This is a genomic window from Halomonas garicola (assembly GCF_055382465.1).
Genome location: NZ_AP043931.1, coordinates 930,737 through 949,452 on the forward strand (window position 1 = coordinate 930,737; position 18,716 = coordinate 949,452).

Genomic DNA, 18,716 nt, shown 5'->3' on the forward strand with positions numbered 1-18,716 from the left:
AATGAGAGGACTAAGCAATGCGCGACTCACGCTATGACATACTCTTTGAGCCGACCAAGATTGGACCGTTGACTGCCAAAAATCGGTTCTATCAGGTTCCGCACTGTAACGGCGGCGGCTATCGTGACCCGTCGGCGGCGGCTGAAATGCGCAAAATCAAGTCCGAAGGTGGCTGGGGCGTTATTTTCACCGAGCAGTGCGAGATGCACCATACTTCAGAAATCACGCCGTTTATCGAGCTCAGGCTATGGGATGACAATGACATTCCGCAGCTGAGGAAGATGTCTGAAAGAATGAAGGAACATGGGGCACTGGCGGGCATTCAGCTTGCCTATTCTGGCATCAACGGGCCAAACCTCTACTCGAAAGAAGTACCCATGGCGCCGTCGGCTCTGCCCATTCGTACCTTTACCAACGATCCGGTTCAGGCGCGGGCGCTAACCAAGCGCGATATTCGTGATCTGCGCCGCTGGTTTGTCAACGCCGCCAAGCGTTCAAAAGAGGCAGGGTTCGACCTCATTAACCTTTACGGAGCCCATGGCTTCGGTATTTTCCAGCATTTTCTGAGCCGTGCTACCAACCAGCGTACGGACGAATATGGCGGTAGCCTGGAAAACCGGGCGCGGTTTTCCCAGGAAGTCATTGCCGATATTCGTGACGCGGTGGGTGATACCATGGCGATTGCCCTGCGCGTGAGTCTTGACGAAACGATCGGTGAGCTGGGCTTTTCCAACGCCGAGCTGCGGGACTATGTTGAAATGAACAAGGACCTGCCGGATCTTTGGGATCTAGCACAGGGTACTTGGGAAGACTGTTCAGGGCCGTCGCGCTTCAAGGCAGAAGGGGCCCAGCAGGAGCTGGTGCGTGGTATCCATGAGCTCACCGATAAGCCTATTGTTGGCGTGGGCCGTTTTACCAGCCCCGATGTCATGGCCAAGCAGGTGCGTTCTGGCGTGCTCGACTTCATCGGCTGCGCGCGCCCTTCAATTGCCGATCCCTTCATGCCTAAGAAAATCGAAGAAGGGCGGATTGAAGATATTCGCGAATGCATCGGCTGCAATATCTGCATTACCGGCGATATGACTATGTCGATCAGCCGTTGCACCCAGAACCCCACCTTCATGGAGGAGTGGCGTAAAGGGTGGCACCCCGAAAAGATGAACCCCAAAGGCGATAGTGACAACGTGTTGGTGGTGGGTTCAGGCCCAGCCGGCCTGGAGGCAGCCTGGGCACTGTGTCGCCGTGGCTACCAGGTGGCCGTAGCCGAGTCCCGCACGGAAATCGGCGGTCGTGTGACTCGGGAATGCAAGCTTCCCGGACTTAGTGAATGGGGGCGGGTGGTTGACTATCGCCAGTATCAACTCTCCCAGCGCTCCGATGTTGATATCTTCCTGGATAGCAAGCTGAGCGCAGACGACATCATGGAGTTCGGCTTCGAGAATGTGGCGATCGCTACCGGTGCCACTTGGCGCCGCGACGGCGTGGCCCGTCAGCATGTGGTGCCGATGCCGATGTCCTCAGATGCCAAGGTATATACGCCGGATGACTTGATGGACGGGGATATTCCTGAAGGCAAGGTGATTGTCTTTGACGATGACCACTATTACATGGGCGGCGTGATGGCTGAGCTGCTGGCGAAAAACGGTGCCGATGTCACGTTGATTACGCCAGCGGCCTATGTGTCAGACTGGACACGTAACACGCTGGAACAGGTCGCCATCCACCCCCGCCTGGTAGAGGCCGGCGTGGATATCGTGCTGAACCGGGGCATTACTAAAGTTGCCGCCGATCACGTTGTCAGCAACTGCGTTTACACCCAGTATACCCAGAAATTTGACGCTGATGCCGTCGTGATAGTTGCCGGTCTCGAGGAAAACAATGAGCTGTACGAAGCATTGATGGAGCGTGAAGGCGAGTGGGAAGACGCCGGCATCAAGTCAGTGAAGCTCATCGGTGATGCCAATGCACCGGGCCCGATTGCCTGGGCAACCTATGCTGGGCACCGCTACGCTCGCGAGCTGGACAGCGAGGATATCGGTGACGATCTGCCCTTCCGTCGTGAAATCACTGCAGTTGCTGTGGACTAAGGCGCTAAATTATAAGCTAACGCTTTTTTTTCGATGCTCGTCAAATTGTGACGGGCATCCCCTGAACTGGAAAGTGTACTAGCAGCGTAATAGCACGATGGGAGAAAGCTCGATATTTGCTTTTATTTAGCTACCTCTACTTTTACTTATTATTATCAATAACCCTGATTAGGGATGCTTCTATGAAAGTACTCGTCGCGATCAAGCGCGTCATTGACTATAACGTCAAGATTCGCGTTAAGCCGGATCAGTCAGACGTTGACCTTACTAACGTCAAGATGGCCATGAATCCTTTCTGCGAGATTGCCGTGGAAGAGGCCGTGCGTCTCAAGGAAAAAGGCATTGCCAGTGAGGTGGTGGCGGTGACCGTGGGGCCTAAAGCGGCTCAGGAACAGCTGCGGACCTCATTGGCGCTGGGTGCCGATCGGGGCATCCACGTCCAAACCGATGAGCGCGTGGAATCACTGGGAGCTGCCAAGGCATTGGCCAAGGTCGTCGAAGAAGAGCAGCCGGAGCTGATACTTCTTGGGAAGCAGGCCATCGATACCGACAACAACCAGACGGGACAAATGCTGGCGGCGCTGACCGGACGCCCTCAGGGCACCTTTGCGTCCGAGATTACCGTGGAAGACGGCAAGCTGCAGGTGACCCGCGAAATTGACGGCGGCCTGCAGACGCTTGAGCTGACGCTGCCCGCGGTGGTGACCGCCGACCTGCGGTTGAACGAGCCGCGCTACGCCAAGCTGCCGGATGTGATGAAAGCCAAGAAGAAACCGCTCGACGTCAAAACCCCGGAGGAGCTGGGCATCGACGTGGCCAGCAAGCTGGCACTGATCAAGGTTGAACCACCGGCCGAACGTAAAGGTGGCATCAGGGTGAGCTCAGTTGATGAGCTTGTGGACAAACTCCAGAACGAAGCCAAGGTGATTTCATGAATATTCTGGTTTTGGCCGACCATCAGGACGGTGAGCTGGACGGTGTGACCGCCCACGTCGTCGCTGCCGCCCAGGCGATCGGCGGCGATATTGATTTACTGGTGGCCGGCGATAGCGTCGACGCCGTGGCAGAGGCGGCCGCCAAACTCGACGGTGTGAGCAAGGTGCGCGTGGCCGATAGCCGTGTGTTTGCCCACCAGCTGGCTGAGCCGCTGAGCGAACTGCTGGCCATGCTGGCCGATGACTATAGCCACGTATTGGCGGCGGCTTCGACGAACGGCAAAAACGCGCTGCCGCGGGTTGCCGCCTTGAAAGACGTGGCACAGATATCTGATATCATTGCCGTGGAATCCGCCGACACCTTCAAGCGTCCGATCTATGCGGGTAACGCCATCGCGACCGTGCAGAGCAGCGATGCCCTGAAGATTATCACGGTGCGTGCTACCGGCTTTGAGCCGGTGGCCGAAGGCGGCAGCGCCAGCATTGAGGTAGTCGAACAGAGTATCGACAACAGTATATCGGCCTTCGTCAAAGAGTCGCTGGCGGAAAGCGATCGTCCCGAACTGGGTGCTGCACGAGCGGTCGTTTCCGGCGGGCGCGGCATGGGCAGTGCTGATAACTTCAAGCTGCTTGACGGCATCGCCGACAAGCTCGGCGCGGCGATCGGTGCTTCCCGGGCCGCGGTAGATTCCGGCTTTGTGCCCAACGACATGCAGGTGGGGCAAACCGGCAAGATCGTTGCGCCCGATCTGTACGTCGCGGTAGGGATTTCCGGCGCCATTCAGCACTTGGCGGGGATGAAAGACGCCAAGGTAATCGTGGCGATCAACAAGGATGAGGACGCGCCGATTTTTCAGGTAGCGGATTACGGCCTGGTGGCAGATCTGTTTGAGGCCGTGCCGGAGCTTGAGCAAAAGCTTTAATCGCCCTTCGCCCTTCGCCTTTTAACTTTTCAGAGTGCCGGCAGTGAGTGGCGTATATCCTCACTGTCGGCCATTTTCCTTGTGGGTGCTCTATGACAGCGGAAACCGAACGCGACTCCATGGATTTTGATGTGGTCATCGTTGGCGCCGGCGCCTCGGGGCTGGCGGCGGCCTGCCGATTAATGCAGCAGGCCAACAGCGCGGAGCGCGAACTCAGCGTGTGCGTGGTGGAAAAAGGCTCTGAGGTAGGGGCGCATATTCTCTCCGGCGCGGTGTTCGAAACGCGCGCGCTGGACGAGCTGTTTCCCGACTGGAAAGCGCGCGGCGCGCCGCTGACGACGCCCGCTACGCGCGATGAGCTATACCTGCTGAAAGACGCCGACAAGGCCCAGAAGCTGCCCAATGCCCTGGTGCCCAGGGCCATGCACAACACCGGCGGCGACCAGACCCGCTACGTCACCAGCGCCGGCAATCTGTGCCGCTGGCTCGGCGAGCAGGCCGAAGCGCTGGGCGTTGATATCTTCCCCGGCTTTGCCGCCCAGGACATCATTGAGGATGAGCAAGGTGCCGTACGCGGCATTATCACCGGCGATATGGGCGTCGACGCCGACGGCGAGCCCAAGGATGGCTACATGCCGGGGATGGAGCTGCGCGCCCGGTACACGCTGTTTGCCGAAGGCTCGCACGGTCACCTGGGCAAGCGCCTGATCCAGCGCTTTGCCCTGGACGAAGGGCGAGACCCGCAGCACTACGGCCTTGGCCTCAAGGAGCTGTGGGACATTCCGGCAGACAAGCACGAGCCCGGCCTGATACTGCACGGCTCGGGCTGGCCGCTGGACAAGCACGCCCACGGCGGCTGGTTCCTTTACCACGGCGAGGATAATCAGGTCATGGTAGGGCTGATCATGGACCTGTCCTATCAAAACCCTTGGCTGTCGCCGTTTGACGAGTTCCAGCGCATGAAGCACCACCCGGTGCTGGCCAAGCATCTGGAAGGCGGCAAGCGCGTCGCCTACGGCGCACGCTCCATCACCAAGGGCGGCTTCAACTGCCTGCCCAAAATGACCTTCCCCGGCGGTCTGCTGATCGGCTGCGATGCCGGCACGCTGAACTTTGCCAAGATCAAGGGCCTGCACACGGCGATGAAGTCCGGCATGGTCGCCGCTGAAACCGTATTCGACGCCGTTGCCAACGAAAGCGAAGGCGGGGAAGAACTATCCGCTTTCACGGAGAAGTGGGAGCAGAGCTGGGCCTACGCCGAGCTCAAGGAAAGCGCAAGCTTCGGCCCCGCCCTCCACAGGTACGGCACCCTGGTCGGCGGCGCCTACAACTTTGTCGACCAGCTGCTCGGCGGCGGCAAGCTGCCCAACCTCCACGATACGACGCCGGACCATGCCGCACTCAAGCCGGCGGCCGAGTGCGAAAAAATCGAGTATCCCAGGCCCGACGGCAAACTCTCCTTTGACAAGCTCTCCTCGGTCTACCTGTCCAATACCAACCACGAAGAGAACCAGCCCTGTCACCTCAAGCTCGAGGACCCGGCAATACCCATCCGCGACAACCTGCCCAAATACGCCGAGCCGGCAGTCCGCTACTGTCCCGCCGGGGTCTACGAAGTGGTCGAAGACGATGACGGCCAGCCGCAGTTTCGGATCAATTTCCAGAACTGCGTGCACTGCAAGACCTGCGACATCAAGGACCCGGCGCAGAACATTACCTGGGTGGCCCCGGAAGGCGGGGGTGGGCCGAACTATCCTAATATGTGACGGTGAGGTCTTGATCGCCGCTGGGCTTAGCGCATGATCTTGTCCACATGTCGCCTGCTGTTCATTCTCTATTCTGAAAGTGCCGAAGGCAGGTTTCGATGAGAAGAGCCTGCCTTTGGACTGCTGGATAGCAGCACAGGGGGGATTACCCGCGATGCTGGAAGAGTGAGTGGATAGGGTATCTTGATTCATAGGGTCGAATAATAATATTTTACCTAATTATTCTTCCAGGGCTATGGTAGCTTCTTTGCCGTGGTGCATATCAGCACGGCTTTACAATAACAAAACCCTGATCAACGGAGTTTTCCATCATGACACGTGGCCTTCTCAACGCCATTGACCTGCCCGTTGGGGCAGTGCGCTATAGCCAGGAACCTCTAGATATCTCTCAGCCAGACTACTGTAGCGAGCGATCATCTTTCGTATCGCTATAGCTGGGGGCCGCCACTAGTTGCGTATAGGGCGGATATTGTTTTCTTTATTGATTGAGGTTGAGGGATAATAAAATGGAATCCTGGACTTTTGTTGCTTTTGGTATCAGCTCTTTTCTAACTTTGACTCTGGCCGTAGCGGCTTTGGCTTTTTCTGAAGAACGCTAAAGCTGTTTTCTTGATCATAAAATTAACAAACTAAAGAGATCCCCTGATGTTTAACTGGTTTTTATTGATATTTTCTGCCACGGTTCTTATTGGCTTGTCGCTGTACTCCATGCGTGCGGCAGGTGATAAAGATGAGTCGGGCTTTCTCGTCGCCAATAATTCTCTAGGCCCTTTTGTCGCTGCGGCAACGCTGGTTGCCACCGGCTACAGCGGTTTCGTCTTTATTGGTTCACCGGGCGTTGCCTATGAATACGGCTCGCTTGAACTCTTTTCAAATACCTTCTACTCCACGGCATTTTTAATAGCAACGCTATTTTTTGCCAATATTCTGCGGCGTAAAGCCTCGACACTGGGTAGCCGGACGATTCCTGAATATATCGCCCAGATCCACTCAGGCGGTACCGCAGGCCGCTGGCTGCAGGGCATTGTCGCACTGATTATGGTACTTCTGTTAGGCGTATTTCTAGTATCGCAGATCAAAGCGATCGGTTTGCTGGTATCCGGATGGCTGGACGTGTCGCCAACTACGGGCTCCCTGCTTATCACGCTTCTGGTTATTGGCTATACTATGTTTGGTGGTCTGCGTGCAGTTGCCTGGACTGATGCCGCCATGATTGTGGGTATGTCAATAGGCTCCTGCGTCATTGCCTATGTGGTTTTTGTTCAGGTGGGGCTTGGTGAGCTGATCGGGCGCCTTGATGCTATAGATCCCACTATTGCTAATCCGACGACGGGTGCGCCTTATGGTGACAGTCCGTCAGCTGCGCTTCTGCTTCTACCTTATGCGTTTTTGTGGGCAGTTGCCTTGCCTTTCATGTCGGTACGCTTTCTGGCTATCAAACAGGGCGTCAATATGGCTCATGTAGGTATCTGGGTTGCCATCTTGGGCGCGCTGCTAAATTTTACGCCGCTGGCGGGACTCTACGCCAAGGCTTATTTCCCCGATCTGGCTTCCCCTGATCTGGCAATGCCGACTTTTCTTGAGCACGGGGTCAACCCGTTAATTTCCAGCTTTATTACCCTGTTTATACTTTTCGCCATGAAGTCGACGGCTAATTCCCTGATGCATACCGTATCAACAGCGCTATCGTATGATCTGCGTTCAGCATTGGGGAGAGAAAAGGGATTTATAACTTCAATGACCTTTAACCGCCTAATGGTATTAATCGTCGGTATTTGTGGATTTGTTGGCATGGCTTATTTGCCACCTGTCATGATTTTATGGCTGGGGATTCTCGGCAACGGCACTTTGATGGCAGCGCTTTTTGGCGTTACTTTCTGCTCCACTTTCTGGCAGGGTAGCAGTACGGGAGCCCTCGCATCGATTGCTATCGGCTTTTGCACCAGCGCTTACTTACTTTTAGGAACCGATTTGGGATGGGTGCAAGGACCGCTTTACGGCTGTGTGGCTTCAGCAATCATCTATGTCGGGGTTAGCTTGGTGACTCGCCGTACCGTAGTGCCTGCTGAAGCCCAGTCATGAACCCTGCTCATTTAGATAGGTGTTAACTTTAGCCTGTGTGGTGGAGGTTGTCGGGCCCTATGCGTCAACGTAGTTGTCACCCAAACGGATTGAGAGGTGATCAACATGCGTTACCCCGCAGAGCGTAAGGAAGCCATCCTCCGGAAGATGGCACCGCTCATGAGCATGACCATCCCGGGACTGGCCAACAGGAAGGCATCACCGCGACAACCTGTGGTGGTCAACTTATTTCGGACACTTCCATAGGGTATTTTGATGACATGTGGCGTTCGTAAGCGGTGGGCGACAGATAAGCCAACGTCGAGTGCAGACGCACATTATTGTAAAACCCAACGATGTAGTCGGTGATATCCCGTACGGCTTCAGCATGGTTGGCGTAGTCACGCCGCCAGACGCGCTCCATTTTCAGGTTCAGGAAGAAGCGCTCCATGACCGCATTGTCCCAGCAGTTCCCTTTTCGGCTCATGCTGGGCCGCAAGTGATACTGGGCCAGCAAGGCGCGATGGGCATCGCTAGCATACTGGCTACCCCTGTCCGAATGAACGATCAGGCCTGGCGGAGGCTGCCGTTGGGCCAGGGCCATCTGCAAGGCGGAGCACACCAATTCGGCTGGCATGCTGGGCGCCATCGCCCAGCCCACCATTTTACGCGAGAAGAGGTCCATCACAGCGGCTAGGGTGTGTTAACAATCATTAGTTTCGTTTAAACTGATTTAGTATTCATAGATTTTGGTGGGCCATGAGTCGGTTGAAGTTACGCGATGATCAGTGGGAGCGAATCGAGCACCTGCTCCCCGGCAAAGCCTCAGACTGTGGGGTAACTGCCAAGGACAATCGCCTGTTCGTGGAAGCCGTGCTCTGGATCGCTCGGACCGGCGCCCCGTGGCGTGATCTTCCCGAATCTTTTGGGCGCTGGCACACCGTCTACATGCGGTATAACCGTTGGTCACGAAAGGGCGTTTGGCAACGTATTTTTGACACAGTAGCCGACGATCCCGATCTAGAGCAGCTGATGATCGACGGTAGCATCGTCAGGGTGCACCAGCATGGAGCGTCAAAAAAACACGCAAGACGTCGAAGCCATGGGCAAATCTCGAGGCGGATTGAGCACCAAAATTCATGCCGCAGTCGATGCGTTAGGTAACCCAGTACGATTGGTTCTCACACCGGGCCAGGCGTCGGAGTATGGTGCTGCTCCCGCTCTACTGGAAGGTTTTTCCCCGCAAGCGGTGCTGGGCGACAAGGGGTATGACTCCACTGCTCTGCGGGACATGATTCAGGCCGCAGGTGCCGAGCCGGTGATTCCTCCGAAAAAGAATCGTTTGGCGCGCATTGAAGTAGACTGGCACTGTTACCAAGATCGCAATCTGGTGGAGAGGTTCTTTCAGAAAATCAAGAAGTTCCGGCGGTTATCTACACGCTATGAGCGACTGGCAAGAAACTACCAGTCACTCCTCTGCCTCGTGTCAGCCGCCATATGGCTGGCCTAATTGTTAACGCCCCCTAGCGATGCCCATCGCGCCTTGCTGGCCCAGTATCACTTGCGGCCCAGCATGAGCCGAAAAGGGAACTGCTGGGACAATGCGGTCATGGAGCGCTTCTTCCTGAACCTGAAAATGGAGCGCGTCTGGCGGCGTGACTACGCCAACCATGCTGACAGGCTCCGCGGGTGCTTTCTGGCTTGTATGGCTACTTTAATACGCTTGCTGAGCGCCCGAAAGTCAGACCCCACCTAACCTGAAAGCCAAATTTTATGCGCCAGTCGGCCATTTTATGGCATGATGCGCGACGTTCAAGACGGGCTTTCAACAACATCGCTAGGCAGGCAGTTAACGCCATGTTCAAGGATTTTTACTCGCAGCGCGGCGATGCCGTGATCATCTCCGCCGAGCAGGCCAGCCGCTTCGCCAAGGGCGTGGCCGGTGACTACAACCCGATTCATAACCCCGATGCGCGGCGTTTCTGCGTGCCCGGTGACCTGCTGTTTGCTCTGGTGCTCGAGCGCTTCGGGCTGTCCCAGCACATGGAGTTTTATTTTCTGAGCATGGTTGGCGCGGATACGCCGCTCACGTTCCGCCAGGCGGCCAGCGGCGACATCCACGTGACCGACGAAGCCGGCAAGTGCTATCTGGAAGTGGTCCGCAGCGGTGAGACGACGTTCGACGGTACCGCCGTGGATGCCTTTACCCGCTGCTACGTGGCGTTTTCGGGGAAAAACTTCCCGCATTATTTAAAGCCGCTGATGGAAGCCCATGGCGTGATGTTCAACCCCAAGCGCCCGCTGGTGATTTACCACAGCATGAGCTTTACCCTCGAGCGGCTTGACGGCTTCGCGCCGGACCTGGCGCTTTCTCGCTCCTCGCTTGAGGTGCAGGGCAAACGCGCCGATGCGCTGCTCGATTTCACCATCGAGTCCGCCGGTAAGTCGGTTGGCGTGGGGTCAAAAAAGCTGGTGGTAAGCGGCCTGTGCGAGTACGACGCCGGCGAGATGGACGCCATTGTGAACGAGTTCTATCGGCTCAAGGCAGCGTGGGAGACGGCATAGCGTCTTCCAGCCATTATGCGCTATGTGAATACCCTATAAGTTAAATGGCTATCTAAGCTAACGATGTGCTAGGGTTTCTGCCTTGCTTTTCCACCTGTGAACGTAACGGTAAACAACAATAGCCCTTGATTATGACGACATCTGATAGCTTTCCTGTAACAAATGGCGCCACTCGAGAAGAGAAGGATCTGCTGGGCCGCCTGAACGTGCCCGCCGATGCCTATTACGGTATTCAGACCCTGCGCGCGGTGAATAACTTCCACCTGAGCGGCGTGCCGCTGTCGCACCATCCCCAGCTGATTGTGTCGCTGGCCATGGTCAAGCAGGCGGCCGCGGACGCCAACCACCATCTGGGCCAGCTGGAAACCAAGCGCTTCGAGGCCATTGAGCACGCCTGCCAGCGTCTCATCGACGGCGAGCGCCACGACCAGTTCGTGGTGGACATGATCCAGGGCGGCGCCGGCACCTCGACCAACATGAACGCCAACGAAGTCATTGCCAACCTGGGGCTGGAGTATCTGGGGCACGCCAAGGGCGACTACCAGCATTTGCATCCCAACAACGATATCAACATGGCGCAGTCGACCAACGACGCTTACCCCACGGCGATTCGCCTGGGGCTGCTGCTGGGCCATGACGACCTGCTGGAAAGCCTGTTGCGCCTGTGCGAGTCGTTCTCGCGCAAGGGCGACGAGTTTGCCGATATCCTCAAGATGGGGCGCACCCAGCTTCAGGACGCGGTGCCCATGACCCTGGGCCAGGAGTTTCAGGCCTTCGCCACGACCCTGGGCGAAGATCACGGGCTTTTGGCAAGGCGCGTGCCGGAGCTGCTGCGCGAAGTCAACCTCGGCGGCACGGCTATCGGTACCGGTATCAATACCGACGCCCGCTACCAGAAACTTGCGGTGGAGCGCCTAGCGGCCATCAGCGAACACGAGCTGTCCCCGGCCCACGACCTCATTGAAGCGACCTCGGACATGGGCGACTTCGTCATGTTCTCGGGCATGCTCAAGCGCCTGGCGGTCAAGCTCTCAAAGATCTGTAACGACCTGCGCCTGCTCTCCAGCGGGCCGCGCACCGGGTTTAACGAGATCAACCTGCCGGCACGCCAGCCGGGCAGCTCGATCATGCCCGGCAAGGTAAACCCGGTGATCCCCGAAGCCGTTAACCAGGTGGCGTTCGAGGTCATCGGCAACGATCTGTCGCTGAGCCTGGCGGCGGAGGGCGGCCAGCTCCAGCTCAACGTCATGGAGCCGTTGATCGTCTACAAGATCTTCGACTCGATTCGTCTGCTGACCCGGGCCATGGACATGCTGCGCGAGCTGTGTGTCGACGACATCACGGCCAACGAGGCCCACTGCCGCCAGCTGGTTGAGCGCTCCATTGGCCTGGTGACAGCGCTCAATCCGTACATCGGCTACGATGACGCGACCCGCATTGCGCAAAAGGCGCTGGCAACCGGCCGCGGCGTGCTTGAGCTGGTGCAGGAAGAAAACCTGCTGGACCATGAGACTCTGGCCGAGGCCCTGCGCCCGGAAAACATGGTCATGCCGCGCTAACCCCAGCTGTTAGTTCGGGGCGTGGCGGGCCTCGTGGGCAAGCAGCCACTCCTTGCGCGCAAGTCCGCCCGAATAGCCGGTCAGCCGGCCGTCGGCGCCCACCACCCGATGGCAGGGCACCACAATGGCCAGCGGATTCTTGCCGTTGGCCGTGCCCACCGCCCGGGATGCGGTGGGCTTGCCAAGCGCTGCGGCAAGCTCGCCGTAATTCCGCGTTTCGCCGTAGGGAATCTCCCTCAGCGCCTGCCACACCGCCTGTTGAAACGCCGTGCCTTCCGCGGCCAGCGGCAGATCAAACGCCGTGCGCGTGCCGGCAAAGTATTCCGCCAGCTGCGCCTTGCAGCGCTCGAGCACCGGGTGTTCACGCCTGGTGCCCAGAAGCCCTCGAGAAAAATCCACCGCGGTAAGCCCGTCGTCGCTTGCGGTCAGGGTCAGCCTTCCTAGCGGCGAATCCGCCGGCGGTTCGAAATAGTCCAGATACATGCCCCGGCTCTCCCGGCTTTAGCCAAAAAATAACGTTGTTATCATGATAGTCGCGCTGCCTTGGTAACGGTCATCCGTCGCGGATGGCCGTCAGTATAGCGGCTGCTATCCACGTCCTGCCAAAGGAGTTTGCCATGCATCGTTCCGCCATGCCTAACCCTCTGCCCGAGGCCATGTCCGCGATGTCCCTGCGCGGACACGGCGGCGTGGACAAGCTGGAGTACCGTCACGACGTGCCGGTGCCGTCTCCCGGGCCGGGCGAAGTGCTGGTTCAGGTGACGGCGACGGCCAAGAACAACACCGACCGCAAGGCTCGGGAAGGGCTATATCCTACCGAGGACAAGGCCGACGTGACCTCCTTTGCCATGGGCGGCGAGGCCACGTTCACTTTCCCGCGGATTCAGGGGGCCGACGTGGCCGGGCGTATCGCCGCCGTGGGCGAGGGCGTGGACGCGTCGCGCATCGGCGAGCGCGGCCTGCTGGACTTCAACCTGTATCCGGATGCGCGCCGTCACATCAACCTGACCCCGGACTACTACGGCCACGGCGCCGACGGCGGCTTTGCCGAATACGTGGCCGTGCCCGCCGACCAGTTTCACGTCGTGGACAACCCCGAGCTTGCCGACGCGGAGCTTGCCGCGCTGGGCATGTGCTCCTACCAGACCGCCTACCACATGCTGACCTCGGCCGACGTCAAGGCCGGCGAGCGGGTGCTGGTCACCGGCGCCAGCGGTGGGGTGGGCACCGCGCTGATTCAGCTGTGCCGTATCCTGGGTGCCGTGCCCTACGCGGTGAGCACGCCGGCCAAGGCGGAGGCGCTCGAGGCGCTCGGCGCCGAGGCGGTTATCGACCGTCGCGACCTGCCCACTTTTGTCGAGCGGGTGCTCAAGGCTACCGGCGGCGCGCCCGTTGACGCGGTGATGGACCTGGTGGGCGGCGAGATGACCACGCGCTTCATCGACACAATGATTCAGGATATGACGTGCCGGGAGACCTATCCGCGGCTGTCCATTGCCGGGGCCAGCGGGGGTAACGTCAGCGAAATCCTGTGGACGCGGATCTACCTCTATCAGGTACGCATTGCCGGGGTGTCGCACGGCACCCGGGCCGAGGCCGAGCAGCTTATCGAATGGATTCGCGATGGGCAGCTCAAGCCCGTGCTCCACGGTGCCTTTCGGCTTTCTGCGCTGCACGAGGCCGAGCGCTATTTCGTCAATCGCGGCAGCGGCTATCTGGGCAAAATCGTCATCGTGCCCGACAGCCAGTGGGAGGCCCACGGCGCGCCGTTTGCCCTGGGTCAGGAGGAGAGTGATTCATGAATGCGCCCCACCAGCTGCAGCTGATGGATACCCACGCCGGGGGCGACGTCAGCCGTATCGTCACCGGCGGTATCGACCTTCTGCCCGGCGCCAGCGTGCGCGAGCAGATGGAATATCTGCGCGACAGCGCCGACGGCCTGCGCGAGCTTTTGCTGGCCGAGCCCTACGGCATTCCCGAAATGTCGGTGGACCTGCTAGTGCCGGCCACGGATCCGGCAGCGGCCGCCGGCTACATCATCATGGAGGTCATGGGCTACCCGATCTACTCCGGCTCCAACACCCTGTGCACCGCCACGGCGGTGATGGAAGCCGGCATCGTGCCCAAAAAGGAGGGGCTTTCCCGGTTCAAGCTGGAATCCCCGGCGGGGCTGGTGCAGATCGAGGCCCGAGTGCACAACGGCGTCGTCGAATCGGTGACCTGCGAAGGCCTGCCCAGCTACATCGACACCTACCGGGCGAGCGTCAACGTGCCCGGACTGCGGGAGGTCACCTATACGGTGGCCTACAGCGGCGGCTTTTACGCCCTGGTCGACGCGGCGTCCCTGGGCTTCAGCCTGGTGCGCGACGAAGAGCGCGAGCTTGCCGACTGCGCCGCCAAAATCGTTGAGGCCATCCAGGCCGAGCGGGGCTTTTCCCACTACACTCTGGGCGACGTGGGGCCGCTGCCGTTTCTGCATTTCATGGGCCCGGAAGAGCACGTAGCCGAGGGGTATTATCGTTCCCGCTCGGCGACCTACGTACATCCCGGAGTGATCTGCCGCAGCACCACCGGCACCGGTACTTCCGCTCGGCTGGCGCTGATGCACTACGAAGGCAGGCTCCGGGCCGGCGACCGGCTGGAAACCATTTCCCTGCGCGAAACCGGCTTTATCGGCACCGTTACCGGCATCCGCCGGGAAGGGCAGCTCGACGTGGTGGATAACACCGTGACCGGGCGTAGCTACGTGCTGGCGCACTCGGATGTGGTGATTAACTGCGACGACCCGCTGGTAGAGTGCGCCGGGCTGCACCATATCCTCAGCGATCGCCAGGCCTCTCTGCCGGGTAAGCCCTAACAAGCCTAAGCAGTCGGTGATTACGGCTTGACCCTGCCGCGAAGCGCCTTGGTCTGGCCCCGGCGGGTTTTGTTGTCCAGCCGCTTGCGCTTGGCGCGGCGGCTGGGACGCGTCGGGCGGCGGACTTTTTGCTGGGCCGTGGCGCTTTTGATCAGCGCTTTCAGCCGCGCCAGGGCGTCTTCCTTGTTCAGCTCCAGGGTGCGGTGCTTTTGTGCCTTGATCACGATCACGCCGTCCCGGGTGATACGCTGGTCGGAAAGCGCCAGCAGCCGCTCCTTGTAAAAGGGCGGCAGCGTCGAGCGTTGGATATCAAAGCGCAGGTGCACGGCGGACGCCACCTTGTTGACGTTCTGCCCGCCGGGCCCCTGGGCGCGGACCTGCTCAATCTGAATTTCCCAGTCAGCAATGGAAACGTTGTTGGATATTCGCAGCATGGCACCTCCCGATAGGATGCTGGGCTATACGGTAGCAGGTTGCCGCGAGTCCGTCCGGTTGAAACTCGCGCCGGTCAGCCGCACCTTGGGTCAGTGGCAGCGGCTGTTGGAGGCCGCACGCCGGACCATGCCACAGGAGGCAATATGACAACACTGGTAATCGGGGCCAACGGCCAGATCGGCAAGCAGTTTTGTGAACGCGCCCGTGAGGCCGGCGAGCCGGTCCGGGCGATGATTCGTCATGAAGACCAGGCCGACTGGTTCGCCAGGCGCGGCATCGAAACGGTGGTGGCCGACCTGGAAGACGACTTTGTCCACGCCTTTGACGGCTGCGACCAGGCGATATTCACCGCCGGCTCGGGCCCGCATACCGGACCGGAAAAGACGCTGCTGATTGACCTGTACGGGGCCATTCGCGCGGTGGACATCGCCGTGGAAAAGGGCCTTGAACGCTTTGTCATGGTCAGCGCCATGCGCGCCGAAGACCCTATGAGCGCGCCGGAAAAGCTCCGTCCGTACATGGCGGCCAAGTTTGCCGCCGACGCCCACCTGCGCCAAAGCGCGCTGCCCTACGTGATTCTCAAGCCCGGCCGGCTGACCGATGAGCCGGCAAGCGAGCGATTTGCCGCCGACGTCGACGAAGCCGGCGACAACCGGATTTCCCGGGACAACGTCGCGCTTTCGCTGCTTTATGCCGTCCAGCAGACGGGGCTTGCCAACGCCGAGTTTACTCTGCTGGACGGTGAGCGCGACCTGGCCGACGTCATGGCCTGATTACTCGCCGGCCACCCGGGCCTCGAGCGATTCGAGAAAGGCGTGTACGCGCGCGGCGTTGGTGCCCACGTCGCTTTTGCCCAGCCGCGAGGCCGAGCGCATGTCGACCCGGGTCATATCGTCCTCTTCGCTCAGACGTACTACTACGTCATCCTTGAAGCCGAACCAGCGCGTGGTGGCCGTGGCCTCGATGCGCTGAGCGCCGACGTCGGCTATCTGCCAGCCGGCGTCCTGCATTTCTGCCTGGGTGGCGGCCAGCACCGTCTTGAGCGGCGCGTCGAGCATCAGCGGCTCGACCTCGGGGTAGGCGGCGCGCTGCTGCTCGGCGGTGCTCTCGCCGGGATAGTCTACCTCGTTGGGTGCCTCTTCCCGGGCGTTGGCGACCGCCTCGAACGCCGGCGGGTTATCCATGTCGGTGGTAATGTCGTGAATTGCCGGTACCGCCTGGGCGCGCTGCCAGTGCTGCCAGGGCACGTACAGCAGTGCCACAGCGGCGACCATGACCAGCACCGCGGTAAAGCCCGAACCGAAGCGGCGCTTGAGCGCGGCGGCAAACAACGTGATAAGCCCCAGCGCCGCGGCGGCAATGGCTGCGTAGGTGGCGTAGCGCAGCAGGCTGAACGCCCCACCCAGCGCCAGGAGCTCCATGCGGTAGGCCGGGCCCGCCGCGGCGATGAACACCGCGGCAATCAGCAGCAGAATAACGCTTGCCCAGGCCAGCCGGCGCGGCCAGCGGCTTTTGGCAGGGCGGTTGATAATCGGTTGGTGGGCCATAGTGACTCCCGGTCATCAGGTGAACGTTTGTATAGTGCCGTTTGCAGCTGTGTATAGCTTGGCATCTGGCTGCCGGAATTGCACGTGTGAACGGGCTATGTTGTTGGTCTGACACACCTATTCGTGGGCACCCGCCGCCTGAATGCGGCCCTCGTAGCGGCGGGCGAGAAAGGCGCCGACCAGAATCTGGATCTGGTTGTAGCACATGATCGGCAGCACGATCATGCCAAACCCCGGATTGCCGGCGAACAGAACCTTGGCCATGGGCAACCCCGAAGCGAGACTTTTCTTCGAGCCGCAGAACACCACTGCGGCCTCGTCGGCCAGGGTGAAGCCAAAGCGCCGGGAGGCCACCTGGGCGATGAGAATCACCACCGTCAGCAGCAGCCCGCACAGCGCGATGGCGGCAAAGATCGCCAGCAGCGGCAGCTTCTGCCACAGCCCGTCGGCCACGGACTGGGAAAACGCGGTGTAGACGATGAGCAGGATCACGCCTTGGTCATAGCGGCCGGTCAGTGACTTGTGGCGGTTGAGAAACCTGCCGATCAGCGGGCGCACGGCCTGGCCGGCGGCGAAGGGGAGCAAAAGCTGCAAAAAGATATCGCGTAGCGCCTCGCCCACGGCAAAGCTCCCGCCGGAAGAGCTCACCAACAGAATCAGCAAAAACGGCGTGAGCATCATGCCGAACACGTTGGACGCCGCCGCGCTGCAGATGGCGGCGGGCACGTTGCCCCGGGCCATGGCGGTAAAGGCAATGGACGACGATACCGCCGAGGGCAGCACGCCCAGGTACAGAAAGCCTACCGCCAGGTCGTTGGGGATCAGGGCAGGTGCCAGCAGGGTCGTCGGCACCACCAGCAGCGGGAAGACGATAAACGTAAGCGAAGCGATGACCAGGTGCAGCCGCCAGTGCATGGCGCCGTTGAGCACTTCATCGCGCGAGAGCGCCGCGCCGTGGAGAAAGAACAGCATGGCCACGGCAAACACGCCGGCGTGGTCCAGCCAGCCGTCAAGCGGCGGCCGGGCGGGGAAAAATGAGGCGACGGCGATGGTGGCAAGCAATACGAGCGTAAAGGGATCAAGACGGGCGCGCATGAGGGCTCCTAGTGTCGGGCAGTGTCGCATTGGCTGGATGGCTTAGGAGGCTTCGGTCAGGGCGCCGAGGCTGGGGGCGAGCATGGCCCGGGCAATATGTTCGGCGTCGTCGGTATGGCCGGCCTCGATGGCCTTGAGCAGGGCAACGTGCTCGGCGTGGCCGGGCTCGGGTAGATGGCGGTTGCGCTCGGTCTGCTCGATGGTGTGCGCAACGGAGCAGGCAAAGTATTCGTACAGCGTGGCGAGGGCTTCGTTGTGCGCGGCCTGGACCACGGCCAGGTGAAAGCGCTGGTCGTGCTCAATGCGCGCGTCGATATCCTCGCCGGCGGCTTCCCGGGCGTTAAGCGCCTCGCGCATAGCGGCCACGTCGGCGTCGCTTCGGCGCAGGGCGGCCAGGCGGGCGGCGTCGCTTTCCAGCGTCTGGCGGACTTCAAGCTGGTCGCGCAGGCGGGCGCGCTCGACCTCGCGCAGGGTATCGCCGGCGCCGCGCAGCGCGCGCACAAAGGTGCCGGCGCCCTGGCGGGTTTCCAGCACGCCGGTGTGGCACAGCACTCGCACCGCTTCGCGCACGGTGTTGCGGCTGACGGCAAAATCCTCAGCCAGGCTGGCCTCCACCGGCAGGCGTTCGCCCACCGCCCAGCGGCCCTGCTCAAGCGCCGTTTTGAGGTTGGCAATCACTTCATCTACCAGCGAAGGCCGATGGCGGCGAGAATGGGCCATAGCGAACACCTTATTCATGGGATGATTGGTCATCCTATGATTTTTGGCCGACAAAGCCAAGCGAATAGGCATAGCTCGCGTTGAGTGTCAGATACGGCGGAGCGGGGATAAGATTCTGAGGGGGTTCTACGCCAGGGCCGGAGCAAAGCTCCATGCAGTTCCGGCA

The 18,716-nt window shown here is 60.1% G+C and carries 16 protein-coding genes and 2 pseudogenes; 12 read left to right on the forward strand and 6 right to left on the reverse strand.

Annotated features, from left to right (window positions below):
• Positions 1–17: 17 nt before the first annotated feature.
• The 5 genes from ACZ46Y_RS04750 to ACZ46Y_RS04770 all read left to right on the forward strand — a co-directional run bounded on the left by ACZ46Y_RS04750 (position 18) and on the right by ACZ46Y_RS04770 (position 7,793).
• Positions 18–2,087, forward strand: a complete 2,070-nt coding sequence (locus tag ACZ46Y_RS04750; protein ID WP_311955428.1) for an oxidoreductase — start codon at positions 18–20, stop codon at positions 2,085–2,087.
• Between the two features lie 182 nt (positions 2,088–2,269).
• Positions 2,270–3,022 (forward strand): electron transfer flavoprotein subunit beta/FixA family protein, encoded by a 753-nt coding sequence (locus tag ACZ46Y_RS04755; protein ID WP_464380078.1) that lies wholly within the window; start codon positions 2,270–2,272, stop codon positions 3,020–3,022.
• Positions 3,019–3,945, forward strand: a complete 927-nt coding sequence (locus ACZ46Y_RS04760; protein ID WP_464380079.1) for an electron transfer flavoprotein subunit alpha/FixB family protein — start codon at positions 3,019–3,021, stop codon at positions 3,943–3,945. Before ACZ46Y_RS04755 ends, ACZ46Y_RS04760 begins: the two co-directional genes overlap by 4 nt.
• A gap of 92 nt (positions 3,946–4,037) precedes the next feature.
• Positions 4,038–5,711, forward strand: coding sequence for an electron transfer flavoprotein-ubiquinone oxidoreductase (locus tag ACZ46Y_RS04765; RefSeq protein ID WP_460540144.1), 1,674 nt, complete (start codon positions 4,038–4,040; stop codon positions 5,709–5,711).
• A gap of 645 nt (positions 5,712–6,356) precedes the next feature.
• Complete coding sequence (locus tag ACZ46Y_RS04770) at positions 6,357–7,793, forward strand: sodium:solute symporter family protein (RefSeq protein WP_311957740.1); 1,437 nt, start codon at positions 6,357–6,359, stop codon at positions 7,791–7,793.
• Between the two features lie 220 nt (positions 7,794–8,013).
• On the opposite strand, the pseudogene ACZ46Y_RS04775 reads toward ACZ46Y_RS04770, so the two are convergent.
• A pseudogene (locus ACZ46Y_RS04775) lies at positions 8,014–8,469 on the reverse strand (IS3 family transposase); the annotation flags it as partial.
• 62 nt (positions 8,470–8,531) lie between these two features.
• On the opposite strand from ACZ46Y_RS04775, the gene ACZ46Y_RS04780 reads away from it, so the two are divergent.
• From ACZ46Y_RS04780 to ACZ46Y_RS04795, 4 genes and pseudogenes are all read left to right on the forward strand, one after another.
• A protein-coding gene (locus tag ACZ46Y_RS04780) for an IS5 family transposase (protein WP_311882714.1) occupies positions 8,532–9,282 on the forward strand; the annotation gives its coding sequence in 2 pieces (ribosomal slippage) (positions 8,532–8,851 and positions 8,850–9,282; 753 coding nt in all).
• A 15-nt stretch (positions 9,283–9,297) separates the two neighbouring features.
• A pseudogene (locus ACZ46Y_RS04785) lies at positions 9,298–9,450 on the forward strand (IS3-like element ISPsy37 family transposase); the annotation flags it as partial.
• A gap of 179 nt (positions 9,451–9,629) precedes the next feature.
• Positions 9,630–10,337 carry a DUF3581 family protein gene (locus tag ACZ46Y_RS04790; RefSeq protein ID WP_311954959.1) on the forward strand — a complete coding sequence of 236 codons (708 nt, stop codon included), beginning with the start codon at positions 9,630–9,632 and terminating at the stop codon, positions 10,335–10,337.
• Positions 10,338–10,468: 131 nt separating this feature from the next.
• Positions 10,469–11,896 carry an aspartate ammonia-lyase gene (locus tag ACZ46Y_RS04795; protein ID WP_311954960.1) on the forward strand — a complete coding sequence of 476 codons (1,428 nt, stop codon included), beginning with the start codon at positions 10,469–10,471 and terminating at the stop codon, positions 11,894–11,896.
• A 9-nt stretch (positions 11,897–11,905) separates the two neighbouring features.
• Here ACZ46Y_RS04795 and ACZ46Y_RS04800 read toward each other — a convergent pair whose 3' ends face one another.
• The gene (locus ACZ46Y_RS04800) at positions 11,906–12,379 is read right to left on the reverse strand and encodes a methylated-DNA--[protein]-cysteine S-methyltransferase (protein WP_311954961.1); all 474 of its coding nucleotides are present in this window, start codon (positions 12,377–12,379) and stop codon (positions 11,906–11,908) included.
• A gap of 134 nt (positions 12,380–12,513) precedes the next feature.
• On the opposite strand from ACZ46Y_RS04800, the gene ACZ46Y_RS04805 reads away from it, so the two are divergent.
• Together ACZ46Y_RS04805 and ACZ46Y_RS04810 are read left to right on the forward strand one after the other, a co-directional pair.
• Positions 12,514–13,698, forward strand: a complete 1,185-nt coding sequence (locus ACZ46Y_RS04805) for a zinc-binding dehydrogenase (RefSeq protein WP_311954962.1) — start codon at positions 12,514–12,516, stop codon at positions 13,696–13,698.
• Positions 13,695–14,753 carry a proline racemase family protein gene (locus tag ACZ46Y_RS04810; protein ID WP_311954963.1) on the forward strand — a complete coding sequence of 353 codons (1,059 nt, stop codon included), beginning with the start codon at positions 13,695–13,697 and terminating at the stop codon, positions 14,751–14,753. Before ACZ46Y_RS04805 ends, ACZ46Y_RS04810 begins: the two co-directional genes overlap by 4 nt.
• Before the next feature lie 20 nt (positions 14,754–14,773).
• Here the strand turns inward: ACZ46Y_RS04810 and arfB are convergent, their stop codons facing one another.
• On the reverse strand, positions 14,774–15,187 hold the full coding sequence (gene arfB / locus ACZ46Y_RS04815) for an alternative ribosome rescue aminoacyl-tRNA hydrolase ArfB (RefSeq protein ID WP_311954964.1): 414 nt from the start codon (positions 15,185–15,187) through the stop codon (positions 14,774–14,776).
• A gap of 144 nt (positions 15,188–15,331) precedes the next feature.
• Between arfB and ACZ46Y_RS04820 the strand changes: the two genes are divergently transcribed.
• Positions 15,332–15,961 carry an SDR family oxidoreductase gene (locus ACZ46Y_RS04820; RefSeq protein ID WP_311954965.1) on the forward strand — a complete coding sequence of 210 codons (630 nt, stop codon included), beginning with the start codon at positions 15,332–15,334 and terminating at the stop codon, positions 15,959–15,961.
• On the opposite strand, the gene ACZ46Y_RS04825 is transcribed toward ACZ46Y_RS04820, so the two are convergent.
• The 3 genes from ACZ46Y_RS04825 to ACZ46Y_RS04835 all read right to left on the reverse strand — a co-directional run bounded on the left by ACZ46Y_RS04825 (position 15,962) and on the right by ACZ46Y_RS04835 (position 18,550).
• A complete protein-coding gene (locus tag ACZ46Y_RS04825) occupies positions 15,962–16,735 on the reverse strand; it encodes a DUF1499 domain-containing protein (protein WP_311954966.1) in 774 nt (257 codons plus the stop codon).
• Between the two features lie 117 nt (positions 16,736–16,852).
• Positions 16,853–17,830 (reverse strand): bile acid:sodium symporter family protein, encoded by a 978-nt coding sequence (locus ACZ46Y_RS04830; RefSeq protein ID WP_311954967.1) that lies wholly within the window; start codon positions 17,828–17,830, stop codon positions 16,853–16,855.
• 42 nt (positions 17,831–17,872) lie between these two features.
• Positions 17,873–18,550 carry a FadR/GntR family transcriptional regulator gene (locus ACZ46Y_RS04835; protein ID WP_311954968.1) on the reverse strand — a complete coding sequence of 226 codons (678 nt, stop codon included), beginning with the start codon at positions 18,548–18,550 and terminating at the stop codon, positions 17,873–17,875.
• Positions 18,551–18,716: the final 166 nt, after the last annotated feature.